We start from the raw sequence: 20,159 nt of genomic DNA on the forward strand, positions 1-20,159 counted from the left end.
TCGCCTGGCTCTCCCTGTGGGCCTTCTGGGCCTGCCTCACCCTGCGGACCCGCCGGACCTGCTTCGCCTTCTGGTCCTGACGGACCTGCTTCACCTGCCTCACCCTGTGGACCTGCTGGACCTGCTTCTCCCTGCGGACCTGCCGGACCTGCTTCACCTTGCGGACCTGCCTCACCCGGTTCGCCCTGTGGACCTGCTGGACCTGCTTCCCCCTGTGGACCTACGGGACCTGCTGGACCTTGCGCTCCCGGTATTCCCTGTGGGCCTCTTGGACCCGGGGAGCCCGGAGGACCTGGTCTGCAACAAGAAGATCCTCCACCGCATGAGCCACCAGTCGAGTTACAAAAATCAAAACAACTTTGTTGTTCTATATTATCTTCTTTCTCATACTCTTTCATAGTTTAGGCTCCTTTTACTATAAATTTAGAATATTTTCTTTTAATATCATAGAAACTATTCTAATGTATCATATGAAATGCATATAATATTAGTTCTAACTTCTTCTTTTCTCCTCTTTCCTCTTCTCTTCAAAATACTTTTTATTATAAAGCACTGCTAAATCCTCCGGCTTATAGTGTCCTGCCAGTTCATTGTAATACTCTGCTTTTTCCATATCACCCAGCCTGTCATAGCAAACTGCACATTCAATACTCGGAATATATCCCCAAAAGTCCTCCTGATGAAAGCCCCACGAGTTTTGAGGATGTTTGAGTTTTAACACCAACTCAAACCAGAAGATAGCCTGATGAAATTTATTCTGCTCTTTAAAATAATATCCGATCTGACAGCATGCCTCCCCTCTCGGCGTATCGTACCGAAAACTTCTCATCATGCTTTCCAGTGCCTTTTCAGGCTGTTTTGTAAGCTGATAACATTTTGCCAGCTCAATGCATGCCGAAATATTATCTTCCACCCATCCAAGCTCCGAATCTAAAAACTGTGAAAACATTTTTATTGCCTCATCAAATCTCTCATGGTCCTTTAATTCTCTTGCATAATAATACATTCCTCTTGGCGAAAGCTCTTCTCCTCTTTCCAATATGCTTTCGTATATTTCAACATTTCTGGCACTTGTTGTCTTTTTCATTTTTGCGTGGGTGATTGCAGCTTCTGAATGCAAAATCACACCGCCAAACTCTAAATACTCATGCACAGGCTCTTTCCACTTGAAATTTCGGCTTTTTTTTGATAGTCTCTCCCTAAAATAGGAAAAAATAACACGTCCCTGCTCGTCAAATGCTGTGTTATAACGCATCATCACAATATCGGTATCCTCTGTCAGCTCCTCTTTAAGCTCCTTAAACTTTACTCTATCCTCCGGCATAATGATATCGTCCGCATCCAGCCACAGAATAAAGTCCTTTGTTGCCTTTTCAAATACAAAATTGCGCGCCGCTGAAAAATCGTTAATCCACGGAAAATCAAAGATTTGATCCGTAAATTTAGCTGCTATCTCCTTTGTCCTGTCCGTGGAGCCTGTATCCGCGATAATAATCTCGTCTGCAAGCTGGCTCACGGATGACAGACATCTCTCCAAGACATCTTCCTCATTTTTTACAATCATGCATAGGCTAATTGTTACCATTCTTTGCTCCCAAACACACCTCGTTTATTCCTTTTATTCTATGAAGGAATGAACGAGGTGTGTTATGGAATATTAGGTCAAGGATTGAATATAAATCATTTTGAAAATAATTTGGCAGAATGCCAGGAAAGCAAGTAAATAAGTCCGCTCATGCAATGAGGGACTATCATACATCCTTGCTCACAGATTTGATTCTCTTCACCAAAATGGCACCAACCATTCCGATGACAATGCCCGTCACTGCCCCTGATATAAGCAGAAAAGGAAGATAATACAAAAGAGCCGCGCTATCCACCACCCAGATACCCATCAGTATCTGACCTACATTGTGAGAAATACCGCCAATTACACTAATTCCTGTTATGCTGAATTTTTTGGACTTATAAAACAGACACATAAGCAGCCAGCTTAACATACCGCCCGCAAAACTGAACATCATTGTAGATAGGTTTCCGAAGGTAAAGCCAACCAAAATAATTCGAATCATAGATAAAACAAAGGCTTCCTTTGCTCCCATCGTGTATAGTCCGACCAAGACAACCAGATTTGCCAATCCCAGCTTAATGCCGGGAATTGGAATCGGGATCGGAATCATACTCTCTATATAACTTAAAATGAATGCCAATGCGATCAACATTCCATAAACTGCAATCCGTTTCGACTTCATTACTGCTCCATTCTATTGCTTGATAAACTGTTCAAAGCCTGAACTATATTTCATACTTCCGTCCTTAAATACCCAGAGCGCCTCAACACCGTCTAAGGATTCAATATATTTTGCCCCATCCTCATACGGCATGTTAAAAATTGCGGTGGAGAGCATATCTCCCATTCCGGAATCCTCACATACGATGGAAACCGCCTCAAAATAATCGGCAGGCATCAGCGTACTTGGATCAATAATATGATGATACTGTTGTCCGTCCACCACATAATATCTCTGGTAAACACCGCTCGTCACAAGAGCATAATCCTCAAGGTTAAGTATATAAAGGTTTGTATTTTCACTTTCCATATCAGGATTTTGAATTCCCACACTCCACGGCTCTTCCTTGCCGTCATCTCCAAGCTTTGTTCCAATCGCCTTTATATTTCCGCCGACTGAAATCATCAAATGTTCATACCCTTTTTCTTTTATATACTGACTCACCTGCTCTGTGGCATATCCTTTTGCTATCGATCCAACATCAAGACTCATTTCAGGATCCTGCAAGTATACGGTGGATGCCTCTTCATCTATGATAACATCATCAATATTTACGTGCTGTGCCTTCTCCTGCAAAAGCTCCATCGGAGGGAGTTTTGCGTTATCCGGATCAGCAAGTCCCCTATCGCGGTAATCATGCCAGATTGACAATACGGCACCAAGAGCGATATTCTTCTTACCGTTCGTATCCTTCTCGGCCTGTATCGCAATTTTTAGCATATCAATGATTTTTTGGTCTACTTTAACCGGCTCAATACCGGCATTGTCATTAATCGTCTTTACATTGTTAATGCCGTCATAATTATTATAAATATCATACAATTCATGATACGATTTTAATTCGTCATAAATCAGCTGAGTACACTCAGTAAATTCTTCTTCACTCTTTGCATAACCAACTACTTTGGTAACTGTATCAAACAGCTCCAAAAAACTTGCCTCATATCGATTTTCTTTTGTGCCACTGCATGCGGCCATATTGACTGCCAGAACCATAACCAGCAGAATACTCACTATTTTCTTCGCCAAAGCCTTCACCTCTGCATACTTAGGTATAAACCGCGTGATGCGTATAAGTATTATTTTAATGAAAGATGGAGATGCATCATCTTTTAAGGAAATGAAATGCATCCCCATCATGGGTGCTAGAAATAAAATTATTTCTAATTATAATAAACGCTTATTATTTCGCGCTTGCTACTGCCTTCTCAACAATTGTAATGAAAGAAGTAACATGAACAGTAACAGAGCTTACTAAGTCTGCATCCGTTGCTACGCCTTCGTCTGAAACAGCAATTCCCTTAACTTCATCAACGGTCTTACCTGTTACATAAGCAGCAAATGCATCTGCCTGCTCATTCCACTCTTTACCGATTGCGGAAGCTTTTGCCATACCGTAATCTGCTCCAAGCTCCTGCTTAGTCTTTGTCTCTGCTGCTAAATCAGAAGTAACTTTACCTGTTGTATCAAAGTTTACATTACCCTGAGTAGCGTCGATTACACTGCTTGTGATTTTTCCATCAGCTGATGTTGTAAGTGCTGTATAATAAGAATAAGCCTGTGCTAAACCTTCTGCCTCTGCTGTTGCATCAGTTGATTTGTCAATTGTTGTGCTTGTAGCAAGACCTAATTTGTCATCGCTTGAAGCTCCAAGGTCTTTTGCATTGTTTACTGCCTTTTCAACAGTTGCAATAAAATCAGTTACATGAATTGTAACGGAAGCTGTTAAGTCAGCATCTGTTGCTTTACCTTCTGCTACTGCAATACCTTTTACTTCGTCTACTGTCTTACCAACTACATATGCTGCAAAAGCATCTGCCTGCTCATTCCACTCTTTACCGATTGCAGAAGCTTTTCCCATGCCATATCCTGTTCCAAGTTCCTGCTTAGACTGAACTTCAGTAGCTAAATCTGTTGTGATTTTTCCTTCTGCTGAGAAGTTAATCTTTGTCTGAACTGCGTCAATTTTACAAGCTAAAATTTTACCATCTGCATCTACTAATACAGCTGCAACAGTAGAATCTACTTCGCCAAGTCCATCTTCAGCGCCTGCATCTGTTGAGCTTGCGATTGAAGTTGTAACTGCTAAACCGGTTTTTACACCTGTTCCTTCAGTTGTAGCTGCATCTGTTGTCTCAGTTGTAGCTTCATCTGCTGTTTCTGTTGTCTCAGTTGTAGTTGCTTCTTCTGTTGTTGTAGCTGCCTGATCTGTTGTTGTTGATTCTTCAGCCTTGTTGCTGCTTCCGCATCCTGCCAGTAAAGAAACTACCAATACTGAGCTAAGTACTAATGATGCTAGTTTTTTCATAAATACCTCCGTTCCACCGCAAAGCGGTATCAAAACTTAATTTTTTATTTTTTTATTTCAATCTAATCCTTTTGAATTAGAAGAATAAACTTAGGAATATAACAATTGTATTTGTTCCCATAATAAGAACAAAATTTTTAATAGCGCAAACGAATGTGACTGCCTTATCCTGTTTCTCAAAGAATAGTTTAATATTCTTTTGTACCGGAATAATTGATACAAGGGAAAGCAGACATATCGGTGATAAAATTTTTAAAATCACCATAATCACCACTGCTGCATACGTTGCGTAATACAATCCTGCAAATAAAGAAAGTGCTTTCTCGCCGATGTAATAAGGCAGAGTAAAGCGTCTTACCTTAATATCCTTTTCCATATCACAGATATTATTCGCCAGCATAATATTTGCCGTTGTGCAAAATGGTATGACAGAAAACAAAAACAATGTAATCATCGGCATAACCTGAAATTCCAATGAAATTGTCTGGAGATTTATCTGATAAGATAAAAAGGTTCCCGCAGGTGTGTTGATGTACATTAAGATAAACGGTATCATCACGCCGTAGAAAAATCCGGATAATATCTCTCCCAGCGGCTGCCTTGATATTGGAACAGGTCCATATGTATAAAGCACACCACACAAAAAGCAGATTCCCCCGGCAGCTAAAATAACGATATCTGACAGATATGCAAGGAAAAGTCCAAGCACTGTACTCACTGCAAAAAGACAATATATAATGATAAGGGAAGTTCTTCGGTCAAAATCCAGCACCTGTGCATTTTCCTTATCCTTCGTGTCAATGTAGTTGTTGATTGCCGTTGTTGTCAAGTCAAAGAAAAACATGGACAAAAAGAAAACAAGTGTCCTCTTCCAGTCAAGCGTTTCTCCTTGATACAACAAAAACCCGATTGTCATCGCAAAGGTGATTGTGCTTGTAATTTTTGTCCTTATTTCAACATAATTTAAAAACTTCTTAACCAAACTATCCTCCGCCTATTGAACCCGCGATGCTTTGTTTAGAATATACATAATTTTAGCTCTCTTGTCATCTGTGAGCTCCAAATCCTCAATTCGCTTCATCGCTTTCTTATAATACCGTGTCACCAGTCCCTTTGTAAAATCAAGCCCGCCCGTCTTTTTCACTGCCTCGTTGATTTCATCTCTTGTAATACCGGTGTTCTCTGCCTTTTCTTTAAAATTACTCATTTCCTGAAAAGCATGAATAAGCGGCAACGTAATAACTCCCTGCTCGTAGTCAGACTGAACCGGCTTATTTGCAACCTCAATCGCCGTGTCAAAATCAATACAGTCATCCGTGAGCTGGAATATCATCCCGATGTAATATCCTATCTGCTTGTATTTTGCAATCTCTGCTTCGCTTGCCGCCAACACGACAGCTCCTGCGAAAAAGGAAGCTTCAAACAAAGCTGCTGTCTTTCCTGAGATGATTTTCAAATACTGATAGATTGATAAATTCAAATTATAATTATTCACATGCTGCTCTAATTCCCCTAGACAAAGCTTGTTGATATACTCCGGCAAATCAAGCTCAATGTATCTTTTTTTATCCCGTGAGGCGAGCATCATTTTGAGTGCCAGACTCAGGAGATAGTCACCGCATATAACAGCGGTTCTCTTTCCGTATTTCTTTTGCAGGGTCGGTTTTCCTCGACGAATGTCTGCGTTATCAATGATATCATCATGTACTAAGGATGCAAGGTGTATAATCTCAATTGCTCCAGCCGCCTTAATCGCATCAGGATGTACCTTGCCATCCTTATCCTGCGCTGCCACAATGACAGAAACTGCCCTGATATATTTTCCCTGTGAGGAAGCCAAATGCGTTAAATATTCCCGGATCAGACGGGGCGATTTTACAAGCGCCCCTTCCACCTCTTTCTTCGCAAACTCTATAGCTTCCTCGTAGGAAATCATTTCTATCTTTTCATCCAAAGTAATATTATTAATCATTGTAAATATACAACCTTCTAATCAATGGTAGTTTTTTCCATGCCTTTTTCAAAGCCGGCATTGCATAGTAATCTAATCCAAGTGTTCTTCCTGCTCCAATTAACACTGCAACTCCTGCAAATATCATCCAGAATGTTCCTAAGTACAATCCTGTTGTGCAAACAAACATAAACTGCAAAACAAGTGAAAATGCTGCCGCCGGTGAAGTGAACAAACCACCCATCAGGGCAAGACCGACTAAAATCTCTGCCAATACGATAAATATCTGCATTGCAATCTGAACATTATCATAAGGAAGAATAAATTTGTCTAAGAACCAGTTCATCAGTGGAATATCCAGCTTAAATGCATAGTCGCTTATTGTGGAGCTTGCCAAATCCTTACCTGTTACAAAAATAATTCTAACTAATCCTAAAATATCAAAATTCATCAATACATGTCCGACTGCTGTTGCTACCGTGCCTGTTGCATCTGCTGCTCCTGAAGCTGCTGCAACTGCATCTGCTGCCTGTGTCGCTGTCTCTGCTGCGCCTGTTGCCGCTGATACTGCGTCCGCCGCACCTGTTGCTGCTGCTGTTCCTGCATTTAAAATGCTGTCATACCAGCCGCTTGCTCCTCCGAAGAAGCCTGTAAGCATCGGCTCATTAAACCAGCCTTCCACAATCTTCATGATACCTTCAAACACCCAAACAGCACCGAGCCATACTCGAAGCGGTACTAATAAGAAACTTGGTGTACGGTTTGAGAAATGTCCTCCGACAAAGCTTCGGCAATTTCTAATTGTGAAGAATTCATGCTTTACATAACTGAATATTTTATTCCAGCCTAATACCTGGATAAAATAGATAATGTTGATAAAATGCTTCGCAAACATAGCAAGGAAGGACGGCAAACTAAAGAAATGGTTCGGCAGTCCGACATGAGCTACCGCATAGCGTCCGCCGATGCTGACCATAACGCCGTGGAAAGCAGGCTTGTAAGCCTTCTTCTCGCCCTTGCCTGTAATTTCATTTACAAGGTTGTGCGCAGCAATGTCCGCACTCTGCTCGCAGTTTTCAACCATCTGCGGAACCGGACATTCTTCACCTTCTGCGATAAAGTACATATTATCGCCGATTACATAGACATCCTTATCCTTTGTGGATTTCAAGTATTCATCCACCTGAATACGTCCTCCGCGCTGTGCCTCAAGACTTTTACCAGCCTCAGCAGTAATATCACAGCACTGAATTCCTGCTGCCCATATTACGGTGCAGGTTCCCATGCGGTCTATTTTTTCGCCATTCTTTAACTCAATAAAGTCTTCTCCGACACTGGATACAAATGTATTTAATCGAAGCTGTACGCCCATTTTCTCAAGACGTCTTGTAACCTTTGCAGAAAGCTTCTCCGGCATGTTTGGTATCGGTCTGCTTAATCCGTCTACATTTACTAAGGTTACTTCACTTCTCTTTATATCAAATTTTTCGCAAAGAAATGGTACATATTCGGCTAATTCACCAATCATTTCCACACCGGTAAAGCCTGCTCCGACAACATAGAAGGTCAGAAGCTTCTTTCTCTTCTCTTCATTTGTCTCGCGTGCCGCCGTGCGGAACATATCCTCAATGCGTCCTTTTAAAAGAATAGCATCATCGTAGGACCAAAGCTTGTAAGTAAATTCCTCTGCTCCCGGCGTTCCGTAAAACGTCGGCTTAGAGCCTGCTGCCAATACAAGGTAGTCATAAGCATAGCTTTCCAGCTGACCTTCTACTGACTTCTTCTCAAAATCAATGGACGCAACGGTGTCCATCTTGACATCCACTTTTCTTCCGGCAAATACCTTCTTTAAGCTAATCTTAATACTATCTTCGTCTACACGGTTTGCAGCTACCTCATGCAGTTCTGTAAGCATCGTATGGAACGGATTTTTGTCAATAATAGTGATTTTAACGTCTTCTTTTTTTAATTTTTTCGCTAATTTTTTTGCTGTTAAGATCCCGGCATAACCAGCTCCAACAATAACGATTTTTTTCTCCATAAATCCTTCTCCTTGAAAGTGGCAAGCAAAACAAACTAAGACAGTAATTGTTTCCTTGTCATAATTTTACATTTATTATTTTCGTCTTACTATTTTGCTATTTTTCTAACAATTAAAGCGGCAAATCGAAAAATTGACAAAATATTAACACATTTTCATAAACCTTTAAGCGGTTTTACGCTTAATAATAGCAAAAAATCTCCAAATATTCAAGTACGCACTTTTAGGTACAATACTATAAAAAAGATAGTTGAGAACTTTTTTCTAACCACTCAGCAATAAGTAAAGTTAAACAAAAACTTTTGTTTTTCATTCCATTTATTCATCAAAACTACTTATGATTTTTTATAAAATTTTAACAAACTGTACATTATGTAAAAATACTCTTTTTTAATATTTGATTGTTAAATTTTTTTGTTTTGTGAAAGGGGTGTCAATCAAAAAAATTTCTTATAACACAAAAACCCGAGGTTTACCCAATTTTGTTGCAAACCACGGGTTTTATTCATGACAAGTGAAGCTGTTTACGGCTTCATCTTGTTTATCACAGCAGAACGTTCACCAAGTGCACTTTCTGTTGTTTGATTTTATTTTTTCAAGAGAATCACATTCCAAGATGCCTTATGAAGCACGCTCGTAAGTGTTCCGCTATCCATAGTTGACTGATTTGTTGAAATCGGCTTCACTCTCTCCTGCCCGAAGCTGTTGACAAGTTTTAAGTCACTGTTTTCCAGCACGATATGCTCCGCTATCTTGTAACCCTCAAAGCTTCTGACATCCGTTACAAGCTCAATATCCTCGTCAATATTACGATTCACTGCGAAAATCGTAACCTCATCCTTCTCTTCGTTGTAAACCGCCACCGACTCGATATCCGTTACATTCTCATGTGTCTTGGTATCGTGCTTTGGTGTACTGATAACCGGTAACAGCGCTGTTCCCCTGCCATATTTGGAAGCGTGCATGAATGGATAGAAAATCGTCTGCTTCCATGCGCCGCCGCCGTTTGCATCGGTCATAATCGGTGCAATTACATTGACAAGCTGTGCCAGACAAGCCATTTTTACACGGTCCGCATGCTTAATTAAAGTGATAAGCATAAGTCCGACCAACAGAGCGTCCTCAAAGGTATAAATATCTTCCAGCATCGGAGGCGCCACCTGCCAAGGGTGGTTTTTCGAAATATCATCATCCGCCGCATTGGAATGGAACCATACATTCCACTCGTCAAAGCTTAGGTTGATGTTTTTCTTGCCGCGCTTTTTCGCCTTCACATAATCGCAAGTTGCAATGACGGTGCGGATAAATTCGTCCATATCATCCGATTTTGCCAAAAAGTCTGCCGTGTCATCCTCCTGATTACCATAATACTGATGTAAAGAAACATAGTCTGCATACTCATAGGTATATTCAAGCGTTGTGGACTCCCACTTCGGGAAGGTCGGCATCGTCAGGGAAGAGCTTCCGCAGGAAACAAGCTCAATCTCAGGATCCATTCGCTTCATTGCCCTTGCCGTCTCCTCTGCGATACGTCCGTATTCCTCCATCGTCTTATGACCAATCTGCCAAGGTCCGTCCATCTCATTTCCAAGACACCATGTCTTGATGCGATGAGGCTCCTTCACCCCGTGTTTGATACGAAGGTCACTGTATAGTGTTCCGCTTGGGTGGTTGCAATATTCCAAAAGATTGCAGGCATCTGCGGTTCCTCTCGTTCCGAGATTGATTGCCATCATCACCTCAGAGTTCACATCCTTTGCCCACTTGGAAAACTCGTTCAAGCCGACTTTATTTTCCTCCAGACTTCTCCATGCAAGTTCGAGTCTTTTCGGTCTATCCTCAACCGGTCCGACACTGTCCTCCCAGTTGAAGCTTGATACAAAATTACCGCCCGGATAACGGATAATCGGAACATCCAGCTCTTTCACCAACTCTATGATATCTTTTCGAAATCCATATTCATTCGCACTCTCATGTGTCGGACAATAAATACCGTCATACACCGCTCTTCCAAGATGTTCAATGAAAGAACCATACACTCGCTTATCCACCGGTGCGACGGAAAAGTCCTTGTCGATAATCATTTTCGCTTTTTTGTTTGCCATTTTCTTTCTCCTTTAATTATTTCTATATATTTTTTATCCTTTTACCGCACCCGCCGTCATACCTTCAATAAAGTATCTTTGGAAGCAGACAAATAAAATAAAGATTGGTATGATGGAGAAAAACGACCCGACAATCAGCAGGCTGTAGTTGTCCCCGTAAGGATTAATCAATGTGTTCAATCCCAATGTAAGAGTATACTTGCTTGAGGAGCGGATTACAAGGAGCGGCCACAAATAGTTATTCCATGCGCTCATTCCGTTTAAAATCGCCATTGCAGCGAATGCCGGCTTCATAATCGGAATAATCAGCCTGAAAAAGATACCGTACTCCGTGGCTCCGTCTATTCTTCCTGCCTCCAAAAGCTCCTTCGGTATTCCCAGCAAATACTGGCGGAAGAAAAAGATTGTACTTGCATTTGCCATAAACGGCAGAACAACTGCCACATAATTATCCATCAGTCCCCATACTGACATCTGCTTGTAAAGAGGAAGCATAACTACCTCAAGCGGAATGGATAAAATAATCAAAACCACAACAAACAGCAGGTTTCTTCCCTTGAATTCATACGCCGCAAATCCATAGCCTACAAAAGCGCTGACAATCAGCGTACTAAGTACGGAAATCACAGTCAAAACAATACTGTTTAAAAACCAGGACCAATACTCATGCCTTCCCGCAAACAGCAGTATGTAGTTATCAAGGCTCCATCTTTCCAGATTCAAATTCAGATTGAGACCGTACTGCAGCAAATCGCCGCCCGGTTTAAAACTCGCAATAAACAGCGCGTAAATTGGCAGTATAATCAAAATTGCAAGAATAGTAAAAAGTATCATCATCGCTATCGAGGCATATCTGTCTTTTATTTTCTTTGATTTCATTTTACTTTTCCTCCTTATCGAAGGTTCCTGTTATCTTCAGCTGTATCATGTTAATAACCATGACAACAACAAGAAGAATCAATCCAACTGCACATGCATAGCCCATTGCTCTCTTTTCAATACCCTGTCTGTATAAATAACCGACAATCGTAAGACCGATGTTGTTCGGTGAATTATTCCCTTTAAATACCATGTAGCTCTCAAGGAACATGGAGAGCCCTGCATAAATACTGATCGTAAGCACATACACGGTAGTCGGCTTGATAAGCGGAACAGAAATTTTCTTAAACTGCTGCCATTTATTTGCTCCGTCAATTGCCGCGGCCTCGTATAAGTCCGACGGAATGCTTTGTAAGCCTGCTAAAAAGTAAAGTATATTTACTCCCGTCCATCTCCAGCAAGCAATCAAAAGAAGTGCAAAATAACTTGTATTCACTCCTTTGAGCCATTTAATCGGAGAAGCACCGAAAAATGCAATAACCTGATTTGCCAGAGAGCTATTTGCCTCTCCGAACATCAATCGAAAGATTGTGCCCGCTACCACCACAGAGGTAAGTGCCGGGATAAAATAGACGGATTTAAAAAATCCGGCATGTTTCATTAATTTGCTGTTTAGAAGACTTGCAAACAACATTGGAAAAGGTATCAAAAGCACCAGTGTACCAATCATGTATTTTACACTGTTAAAAATGGCTTTAAAAAACACTTTATCCGTTAAAAGTCTGTTATAATTCTTTGTTCCGACCCACTCATCTTTTAATACATCCTGAAAGCTTAACAGTACGCCGTTGCTAATCGGTGCAACCCAAAACAACAGCACCGTTATGACAAACGGTAAGACAAATACATAAGGAGCAATCTTTTGAGAGTAAAAAAACTTTTTGAACATTCTATCGTGACTCCTTTCATAGCTGAAACAAGTAAGTCCATCCCCCGCTTGAAAAGCGGGGTGGACTTCCCTGATTATATTACTTTATTTGAATTCATTCTCCAAGGTAGCCTGCGAATCGTCAAGTGCCTCTTTTACGTCCATTCCGTTTTCAAAAATATTGTTCAGCGTAACGTTACAGAACTCATTGTTGATGGATGGCCATTTCGCATTTGACATATCACCGATTGTACCGATGTTCTCCTTGATTGCATTCAAGGTGTCAAATGGATAGTTGTTGAAATATTTTACAAACTGGTTATCCGGATTCTGTGTCAAAGCTGTATCTGTCCAAACTTCCGTATTAACAGGGTCAAATCCAAGTACGTTCCATACCTCTTCGTTTGCCTTTGCAGAAAGTTTGATATAAGCCATAACCTCTGCTGCAAGATCTGCGTTTTCACCGGAAGCTACAATCGCTGTTCCTGTTCCGCCGCCACCGATTGAAGCAAATTCATCATCATCTGTATTCCATACAGGTGTAGGAGCAATTGCTACCTTACCTGACAAGTCTGTCATGTAGTTTACATAACGTGATGTCTGCCAGAAAGGCATAATCTGTACTGCATACTCTCCTGAATTGTAAGCCGGATACGCTTCCTCATTGTCTGGCTGGCCGCCCGGAACAACACTGAATGCGCCTGTATCCTGCATACCCTTAATATAAGTTAATACCTCAACCATCGTGTCATTGTTTACATCAAGGTCGCCGTTTGCATCAAGATATCCGCCGCCTTTTTGAGCGAGCATCAGGTTAATCATCCACTGTGCGGTTGTCTCAACCGTTGCAAACTGCTTGCCTGTTGCTTCATAATATTTTACACCTGCCGCTTTAAAGTCATCCCATGTCTTGATATCTTCATAGTTGACTCCTGCCGCCTCCAAAAGCTCTGTGTTGTAGAACGCTACCGTTGCACCTACATGTGTCGGTAAGCCATAATATTTGCCGTCCTTTGAATAAATGTCAAGTCTTGCCTGAACGATTTTATCCTGATACGGTGCAATTACATCACTCAAATCCCTAAGTCCGATATCTCCCTGTAAGAATGAAGGGAATTTACCAAGCTCGATATCTACGATATCCGGTGCACCCTCTCCTGATTCCAGCGCAAGTGACAGCTTGTTGTGCATATCATCATATGCCATGTTGCTCAACACCAGCTTAACCTTTTTGTCCGGATGCTCTTCATTCCACTGCTCTGCCATATCCGTGTAGAACTGCTGATGCAGTTCGATAAAGGTCCAAACATTCAATGTCGTAACATCGTCTCCCTCTACCGCCATTTCCGTTGTACCTGCCGATCCCGGACCCGTACTTTCCCCCGTATCGGTGCTTCCTGCACTTCCTGATCCGCCGCAGCCGGCTAACAGTGAAGCTGCCATTGTCAAACTGAGAACTGTTGCTAAAAACTTCTTTTTCATTTTACCTTCCTCCATTTTCAACGTTTTTTGTTACACCTTATATCATAAACAGGCTCATTGCCTGAATGATAGACTATAATGCCTCTTTTAACCAGACGAGCATCTCGCCGGTTTTTCTGTTTCCCCACAAACCGTAAGGCACTGCCTTTAATTCCACTTCCTCAAGTTCCAAATTTCCCGTCTTATACAGCTCGTTTTCTTTCCAGTTCTTTTCGGAAATCTTTTTGCCCCTCAGCCGTATCGTCGTGACGCCTCCCAAAAGTTTCGCTTCATATTGCTCTTTCAACTCCTGCGACGTATCAACATAGACAGCCGGAAGATTTGACATGTTATCTGTCTCCTCAACACAATAGACAAACGGTCCCTTTGTTATCGCCACCTTACCTGAATCCGCTCTGACTAACGGATTGGCACGGACAAATCTTGCCTCTTCCTTGTAGGAAATTTGTATCGCCTCCTTCACACAGCAGCTCTTGATAAGCACATAACCCTTTTCGACATCCAGATTTTTCAGCAGCTCACCATTTCTTGTTATCTGAAACTCCTTCGCGTATTCCGGTATTCGAAAACCAAGTGTTACCTCCCTATCCGTATCCTCACCTGTAATCTCAACAGTGATACTGCCGCTTTGCGGATAATGATTGTCAAGCTTTATCTGAAATTCCTTTTCGCCGAGCTCTATCTTTGCCTCATTTGCAATGTACAAATTGACAAAAAGGGAATTTTCATTCTGAGAATATATATATTGTCCGAGTGAGGCAAGTGTTCTTGCAATATTCGGCGGACAGCACGCCACCCCAAACCACTTCTGTCTGACCGCCTTCACATGCTCAAGCGAGGTCCGCTCAAGACAGTTATTCGGCCAAACCGCCAACGGATTTACATAAAAGAAGCTCTTTCCGTCCAATGCAATTCCTGACAACAGTGTGTTGTACAACTCCTTTTCCACAACATCCATATAAGAGCTGTCACCTGTAATTTCAGCCATTCTCCTGCCGAAAAGCGCCAGTCCGATGGACGCGCAGGTCTCTGCATAATTGCGGTCATTCGGCAAATCATAGTCTGTCGTAAACCGTTCCAATAGCCCTGATGAGCCAATACCACCGGTAATGAACATACGCTTCTTCGTCATGTTGTTCCACAAGGTCTCACAGCTTTTCATCAGCCCGTCATCCTGAAATTCATATGCCAAATCTGCCATCGCACAGCACATGTAAACCGCCCTCACTGCATGCCCTTCCGCTGTAAGCTGTTCTCTCACCGGAAGATGTGATTGGGAATACTTTGGATCATAATTCTTAAATTCTGGAAAAATCTGTACATAATCGTCTCGTTTTTCCTCTTCCAAAAAATAATTATCTCCCACACCGCGCTGATCTATGAAATATTTTGCTAATCTTACATATTCTTTCTTCCCAGTTACCTTGGAAAGCTTCACAAGCGCCAGCTCTATTTCCTGGTGTCCCGGATAACCGTGGCACTGTCCTTCGTCCGGTCCGAACTTCTCACATATAAGGTCTGCAAATCTGGATACAATTTTTAAAAACTCATCCTTTCCTGTCGCCTCATAATATGCCACTGCCGCCTCAATCATATGCCCTGCCGTATAAAGCTCATGACCCTCTTTCAGATTGCTCCATCGTCTCGTGGGCTCTTTGATTGTATAATAGGTATTTAGATAGCCGTCCTTCTGCTGAGCCCTTCCGATCAAAGCAATTGTCTCATCGGCAAGCTTCTCAAGTTCCTGATCTCTCTCCGCCGCCAGCGTATAGGCAACCGCCTCCAGCCACTTTGCGACATCCGTATCCTGAAAAACAGCTCCGCCAAACTCTCCTTCTAATTCACCTGCCGCAATTTTAAAATTGCGGATACAGTAGCTAGGCTCTGCTTCCGGTACCCTGTCATTGAGAATGTTCCACTGATACGGTATGATTGCTTCTTTTACCAAACGAATGTAGCGATTCCAAAAATTATCATTAATTTTTATGTTCCCTAACGAGACACTGCTTTTCTTCTTACTTCCCATCATACACCTCGCTCCTCTTGCTTATATTAAACGTTTAATATAAAATACGTAGTAATTCTATTAAAAACCACAAAAATTCCATACTTTTTATATTACCTCTTATATTTTATGTTTTTTTGTGTCTTTTTAGTTATTATTATATTTATTAATACCGTTATACCATAATTCCAATCCGTTGTAAAGTATTTTTAACTATATTTCTTATTTTTTGAAACGTTTAATAAGTGCACTTTTACCAATTAGGCACAAAACACTATTTTTCGCTATAAAAAAAGGGATTAATAGATTATTAATCCTCTTTTGTTTTATCATAGGGAAGTTTCTCCAACTTTTCTATGATATAAAAATATGGTGCACCCGAACGCAAGTTATATCGATTTTACCGATTTTCGTATCACTCTTTCTCCTTCGACCGGATAAATCAACTCTTCATCCTTGGGAAATTCAATTCCTTCCAGCATCTCAATCATCAGCTCGCTGGCGCGGTATCCGATGTCGTGAAGCGGAAGGTTATTCGTCGTAAGAGGCGGCTGATAATAGCTGGAAACCTCCCGGTTATCATATCCAACCACCGAGAGATCCTTTCCGACCTGAAGCCCAAGCTCCTCCAGCCTGTCATACACTCCGCCCGCCATAATATCATTCATGCAAAAGATTGCTGTTGCCTTTTTATCCAAAAGCTCATCTGTAACCCGATAGCCCGCGCCTCTCTTCCAGTCACCGTCGTATACAAGCTCAGGGTCATATAGAAGCTGATTGTCAAACAATGCCTTCTGGTAACCTTTCAAGCGTTCTTGTGCATGGAGGCTATCCTTTTTTCCCATAATTAAACCAATTTTTTTATGTCCGTTCTCAATCAGATATTGCACCATCTGATAAGCTCCGTGCACTTCATCCACAACAACGGACGGAACCTTTGTGCTGTTTGTATAACCATATGCCATGACAGCAGGAATGGAAAGATTATCTGGGATACATTGAATGACGCGCTCATGTGCCGCCACATAGATGATACCCTCCACCTGCTTTGCCATCAGCTTTCTGATTTCCTTTCGCACCAGTTCGTAATAGTCATCACGGTTATAATACCGGTCATCGTATTTTTTGTAGAGGCGCAAATTGGTCAATAATATCTGATAATCCTCCTCCTCGCAGTGCTCCGTAATTCCGTCAATAATATCCGGTATGCTGAAAATGGTCATATCTTCTGCAATTACCCCGATGCTCCTGGTGTTTTTCATTTTGAGATGCTTTGCCACATAATTTGGAGTGTAATCTAGCTCCTTTACGGCTTTTTCCACAAGCTTGCGCGTCTTTTCGCTTGCGCCCGGTTTGCCGTTTAGAATATTGGATACCGTTGCCACCGATACATTACAGGCTCTTGCAATTTCCTTGATTGTTGCCATCTTCCCATTCCTTCCTTATTTTTTATAAATTCCATTTCTCGGCTTAAAGCACCTCAACCAGAGTCTCTAATTTTTTTGTATTAATCCGGTAACCTCGCCCGATTTTTTGAATATATCCTTCTTCATAAAGCTTCTTCAAGGTAAAGAGCAAATGGCGATAGCTCGTCCCCAAAAATCCTGCTGTCTCAGCATGTACCTCTTGGTAAATTCCGTCGCAAGCTGACAAAAGCATATAGCCTGCCAGCCTGTTTCGCAGTTCGTAATTCGGATTCTGAATAAATCGTTCCATTCCGTTTAGCATTTTTTCTGCCAGATACTTATTCAGCTGTAAAAGGAAAATGCTATCCTTCAAAAGAATATCCTTCGCTTCCCTCATCGGCAAAGATATGCAGATGCATTCATCGATGGATATAACTTCCTTCTTTTCCTCCTCCGCTTCAAGCAAGACCATTTCTCCAATAAAATCTCCTCTTTGCAGAAAGTGCTGCAATACACTTTCTCCTTCTTTGCATGTTCCATAGATCTTTGCTTTTCCCTTCAAAATAAAAGAAAGATACTCTCCATAGCTGCTAAAATCGGCAATTTTCTCATTTGAGTCATATATCTGCGCCTCCATGTTTTCCAAAACTGCCTCGAACCCCTCCACATATCCGGTATAGATGTACTGTGAAAGCAGCTGCTCTTTTTCTGTTTTCGTTAGTCTCTTCATTCGTCCACCCAGCCTTATTTATTATTTATCCCTTATCAATGAGATATCTATTACTATTATAATCCAAACTACAATATTTTTCCACTTCACATTATACACAAACACCCCTGCAATATCGTGCAGGGGTATTATTATAAAAATAGTTCACTAAATTTACTTAATCATCCGAAAACTTAGACAACGACATAATGGCAATACCGCCGAGTACAAGTGCCGCCGCCGCCATCAAAACGGACGGTATCCACCAAGATACGGAAGGCTCTGCCGGGATTGCCGGAAGTATCTTTTCACTGAATATTTCGCTGGTTGAGCCAAGCACAAAACCAATTATCATACAATAGGTTTGGTGCGGAAATTTATTCATTACAAATTCAAGCGGTTTCGTAATCAAAAATACCCCAATCAGGGTGGAAATGCCGAGAACACCGATGTATATCACATTGAATTCGGTGATTGCAAGCAGCATGGTATCATACATACCAAGCACCAGCAGCATATGGGATGTGCTGATTCCCGGCAGTACAAGCGCCAGAGCTATAATGATACCCGTCACCAAAATCATCACGTAGTGACCGATACCCGAACCTGAGGCAATGTCCAGATTGCCGGTCGGTATAAACCCGATGGAAACAACAATAATCAGTCCCAAAAGAAAATAAACAACCGAGGAAACTCCCCAGCTTCTCTCCTTCGTCTTCTGGTAGAGTGCCGGTATTCCTCCGACTACAGCTCCTAAAAAGAAAAAGGATACCATGAACGGGAACTTTTCCAGCAGCCACTGGATTACAAACGCGAGAGAGCAAATCCCGATACCTGCACCGAGACAGAATTTCACAAGAAATATCGTGTGTCCCTTTATATCCTTTAAAAAGTTACTGATAGCACTGATGAGCTTGTCATAAATCCCAAGCAAAATTGCCATCGTACCTCCGCTTACACCGGGAACACTCATCGAGGAACCGATAATAAAGCCTTTCAACATAATCATTAAAGTATTCTTCATTCTTCTATACGATATACTTAATATCTAATACTTAAGTTCTATCTTTCTCCTTTATACAAATATTGCCTATTTTATCATATGCCTAAAAAAATAGCAACAAACGAAGCATATCTAAAGAATTTTGTAAGAAATGATGGTTACAATAAATGTATCACACAGTCTATTCATCACAGACAGTAAGGAGTCAATATGTTTACAGATAAACGTCTATCAAAAGCTTACCAAAACGCCACCGTTCGATATTTTGACAAAAATTCCAAATATATTTTTTTCAGCGATTGTCACAGAGGAGACGACAGTGTCTCCGACGAGTTTGCAAGGAACCAGAATATCCTTCTTCACGCCTTGAATTACTACTACAACCATGACTATACCTATGTGGAGGTCGGAGACGGCGATGAGCTGTGGGAATATCCTGATTTCAAATCGATTCGCCTGGCACATCAGGATATTTTTCTTGAAATCAAGAAATTTTTCGATGCAGGGCGGCTTATCCTTTTATACGGAAACCACAATATCTTTCTGAAAAATAAGGCGTTTGTGAAAAAATACTACTATTATTACCGTGACGAGTACAACCGCAATAAAAGACGGCTTCTGACCGGAATCGTTGTACACGAAGCACTCATCCTGAAAAACAAAACTACAAAGCAAGAAATATTTGTCGTTCACGGGCATCAGGGAGATCTGATGAATGATCAGCTATGGCGTATCTCCATGCTCACACTGCGGTATTTTTGGCGGTATCTGCACGTAGTAGGCTTCCACAATCCGGCAAGCCCTGCCAGAAACCAATTTACAAGGCATAAGGTAGAGCGAACCTACAAAGAATGGATTCGAAAGCACAAGGTTATGCTTATATGCGGACATACGCACAGACCGCGTTTTCCGAAAAAAAATGCCCTACCATATTTCAATTCCGGATGCTGTATTCATTCAAAAGGCATCACGGGTATCGAACTGGTGGGCAATAAAATTATGATGGTTGACTGGCGGGTCCGTGCGGACACAAAGGGCAGCCTTCATATCGAGCGCTATGTAATCCGCGGTCCCGAGCCAATCAAAACATATCATTTTCAATAAAATGCAG

General features: G+C 41.5%; 16 protein-coding genes and 1 pseudogene. 1 reads left to right on the top strand and 16 read right to left on the bottom strand.

All coding sequences use genetic code 11. The annotated features are described in order from the left end of the window. The 16 genes and pseudogenes from CTY48_RS15420 to CTY48_RS15495 all read right to left on the bottom strand — a co-directional run. Positions 1-398, bottom strand: a pseudogene (locus CTY48_RS15420) (hypothetical protein); the annotation flags it as partial. Between the two features lie 95 nt (positions 399-493). Then, positions 494-1,585, bottom strand: a complete 1,092-nt coding sequence (locus CTY48_RS15425) for a tetratricopeptide repeat-containing glycosyltransferase family 2 protein (protein ID WP_099469347.1) — start codon at positions 1,583-1,585, stop codon at positions 494-496. A gap of 166 nt (positions 1,586-1,751) precedes the next feature. Continuing rightward, entirely contained in the window at positions 1,752-2,252 is a 501-nt protein-coding gene (locus CTY48_RS15430; protein ID WP_099469348.1) for a Gx transporter family protein, read from the bottom strand. Between the two features lie 12 nt (positions 2,253-2,264). Further along, on the bottom strand, positions 2,265-3,329 hold the full coding sequence (locus CTY48_RS15435) for an FAD:protein FMN transferase (RefSeq protein WP_099470194.1): 1,065 nt from the start codon (positions 3,327-3,329) through the stop codon (positions 2,265-2,267). A gap of 145 nt (positions 3,330-3,474) precedes the next feature. After that, positions 3,475-4,599, bottom strand: a complete 1,125-nt coding sequence (locus tag CTY48_RS15440; protein ID WP_099469349.1) for a hypothetical protein — start codon at positions 4,597-4,599, stop codon at positions 3,475-3,477. 76 nt (positions 4,600-4,675) lie between these two features. After that, positions 4,676-5,581 (bottom strand): UbiA family prenyltransferase, encoded by a 906-nt coding sequence (locus CTY48_RS15445; protein WP_099469350.1) that lies wholly within the window; start codon positions 5,579-5,581, stop codon positions 4,676-4,678. Positions 5,582-5,593: 12 nt separating this feature from the next. After that, positions 5,594-6,571, bottom strand: coding sequence for a polyprenyl synthetase family protein (locus tag CTY48_RS15450; RefSeq protein WP_099469351.1), 978 nt, complete (start codon positions 6,569-6,571; stop codon positions 5,594-5,596). Further along, positions 6,564-8,591, bottom strand: a complete 2,028-nt coding sequence (locus CTY48_RS15455; RefSeq protein WP_099469352.1) for an NAD(P)/FAD-dependent oxidoreductase — start codon at positions 8,589-8,591, stop codon at positions 6,564-6,566. Before CTY48_RS15455 ends, CTY48_RS15450 begins: the two co-directional genes overlap by 8 nt. A gap of 587 nt (positions 8,592-9,178) precedes the next feature. Next, on the bottom strand, positions 9,179-10,696 hold the full coding sequence (gene arfA, locus CTY48_RS15460) for an arabinosylfuranosidase ArfA (RefSeq protein ID WP_099469353.1): 1,518 nt from the start codon (positions 10,694-10,696) through the stop codon (positions 9,179-9,181). 33 nt (positions 10,697-10,729) lie between these two features. Then, a complete protein-coding gene (locus CTY48_RS15465; protein ID WP_099469354.1) occupies positions 10,730-11,575 on the bottom strand; it encodes a carbohydrate ABC transporter permease in 846 nt (281 codons plus the stop codon). Position 11,576: 1 nt separating this feature from the next. Further along, positions 11,577-12,464, bottom strand: coding sequence for a carbohydrate ABC transporter permease (locus tag CTY48_RS15470; protein ID WP_099469355.1), 888 nt, complete (start codon positions 12,462-12,464; stop codon positions 11,577-11,579). Between the two features lie 84 nt (positions 12,465-12,548). Next, complete coding sequence (locus tag CTY48_RS15475; RefSeq protein WP_099469356.1) at positions 12,549-13,925, bottom strand: ABC transporter substrate-binding protein; 1,377 nt, start codon at positions 13,923-13,925, stop codon at positions 12,549-12,551. Positions 13,926-13,998: 73 nt separating this feature from the next. Further along, entirely contained in the window at positions 13,999-15,951 is a 1,953-nt protein-coding gene (locus tag CTY48_RS15480; protein ID WP_099470195.1) for a glycoside hydrolase family 127 protein, read from the bottom strand. 368 nt (positions 15,952-16,319) lie between these two features. Continuing rightward, positions 16,320-17,357 (bottom strand): LacI family DNA-binding transcriptional regulator, encoded by a 1,038-nt coding sequence (locus CTY48_RS15485; protein WP_099469357.1) that lies wholly within the window; start codon positions 17,355-17,357, stop codon positions 16,320-16,322. 43 nt (positions 17,358-17,400) lie between these two features. After that, the gene (locus tag CTY48_RS15490) at positions 17,401-18,066 is read right to left on the bottom strand and encodes a cyclic nucleotide-binding domain-containing protein (RefSeq protein ID WP_099469358.1); all 666 of its coding nucleotides are present in this window, start codon (positions 18,064-18,066) and stop codon (positions 17,401-17,403) included. 157 nt (positions 18,067-18,223) lie between these two features. Next, entirely contained in the window at positions 18,224-19,054 is an 831-nt protein-coding gene (locus CTY48_RS15495; RefSeq protein WP_236354973.1) for a DUF368 domain-containing protein, read from the bottom strand. Between the two features lie 204 nt (positions 19,055-19,258). On the opposite strand from CTY48_RS15495, the gene CTY48_RS15500 reads away from it, so the two are divergent. Next, positions 19,259-20,152, top strand: a complete 894-nt coding sequence (locus tag CTY48_RS15500) for a metallophosphoesterase (protein ID WP_099469360.1) — start codon at positions 19,259-19,261, stop codon at positions 20,150-20,152. Positions 20,153-20,159 lie beyond the last annotated feature (7 nt).

This window comes from Konateibacter massiliensis, from assembly GCF_900184995.1.
Classification (GTDB): Bacteria; Bacillota; Clostridia; order Lachnospirales; family Lachnospiraceae; genus Lachnotalea; species Lachnotalea massiliensis.

Coding starts and splice junctions, on each gene's coding strand:
- CTY48_RS15490 (WP_099469358.1), bottom strand. CDS start 18,066: ATGAAGAGACTAACGAAAACAGAAAAAGAGCAGCTGCTTTCACAGTAC.
- CTY48_RS15500 (WP_099469360.1), top strand. CDS start 19,259: ATGTTTACAGATAAACGTCTATCAAAAGCTTACCAAAACGCCACCGTT.
- CTY48_RS15425 (WP_099469347.1), bottom strand. CDS start 1,585: ATGGTAACAATTAGCCTATGCATGATTGTAAAAAATGAGGAAGATGTC.
- CTY48_RS15470 (WP_099469355.1), bottom strand. CDS start 12,464: ATGTTCAAAAAGTTTTTTTACTCTCAAAAGATTGCTCCTTATGTATTT.
- arfA (WP_099469353.1), bottom strand. CDS start 10,696: ATGGCAAACAAAAAAGCGAAAATGATTATCGACAAGGACTTTTCCGTC.
- CTY48_RS15430 (WP_099469348.1), bottom strand. CDS start 2,252: ATGAAGTCGAAACGGATTGCAGTTTATGGAATGTTGATCGCATTGGCA.
- CTY48_RS15495 (WP_236354973.1), bottom strand. CDS start 19,054: ATGATTATGTTGAAAGGCTTTATTATCGGTTCCTCGATGAGTGTTCCC.
- CTY48_RS15485 (WP_099469357.1), bottom strand. CDS start 17,357: ATGGCAACAATCAAGGAAATTGCAAGAGCCTGTAATGTATCGGTGGCA.
- CTY48_RS15480 (WP_099470195.1), bottom strand. CDS start 15,951: ATGGGAAGTAAGAAGAAAAGCAGTGTCTCGTTAGGGAACATAAAAATT.
- CTY48_RS15475 (WP_099469356.1), bottom strand. CDS start 13,925: ATGAAAAAGAAGTTTTTAGCAACAGTTCTCAGTTTGACAATGGCAGCT.
- CTY48_RS15440 (WP_099469349.1), bottom strand. CDS start 4,599: ATGAAAAAACTAGCATCATTAGTACTTAGCTCAGTATTGGTAGTTTCT.
- CTY48_RS15465 (WP_099469354.1), bottom strand. CDS start 11,575: ATGAAATCAAAGAAAATAAAAGACAGATATGCCTCGATAGCGATGATG.
- CTY48_RS15450 (WP_099469351.1), bottom strand. CDS start 6,571: ATGATTAATAATATTACTTTGGATGAAAAGATAGAAATGATTTCCTAC.
- CTY48_RS15455 (WP_099469352.1), bottom strand. CDS start 8,591: ATGGAGAAAAAAATCGTTATTGTTGGAGCTGGTTATGCCGGGATCTTA.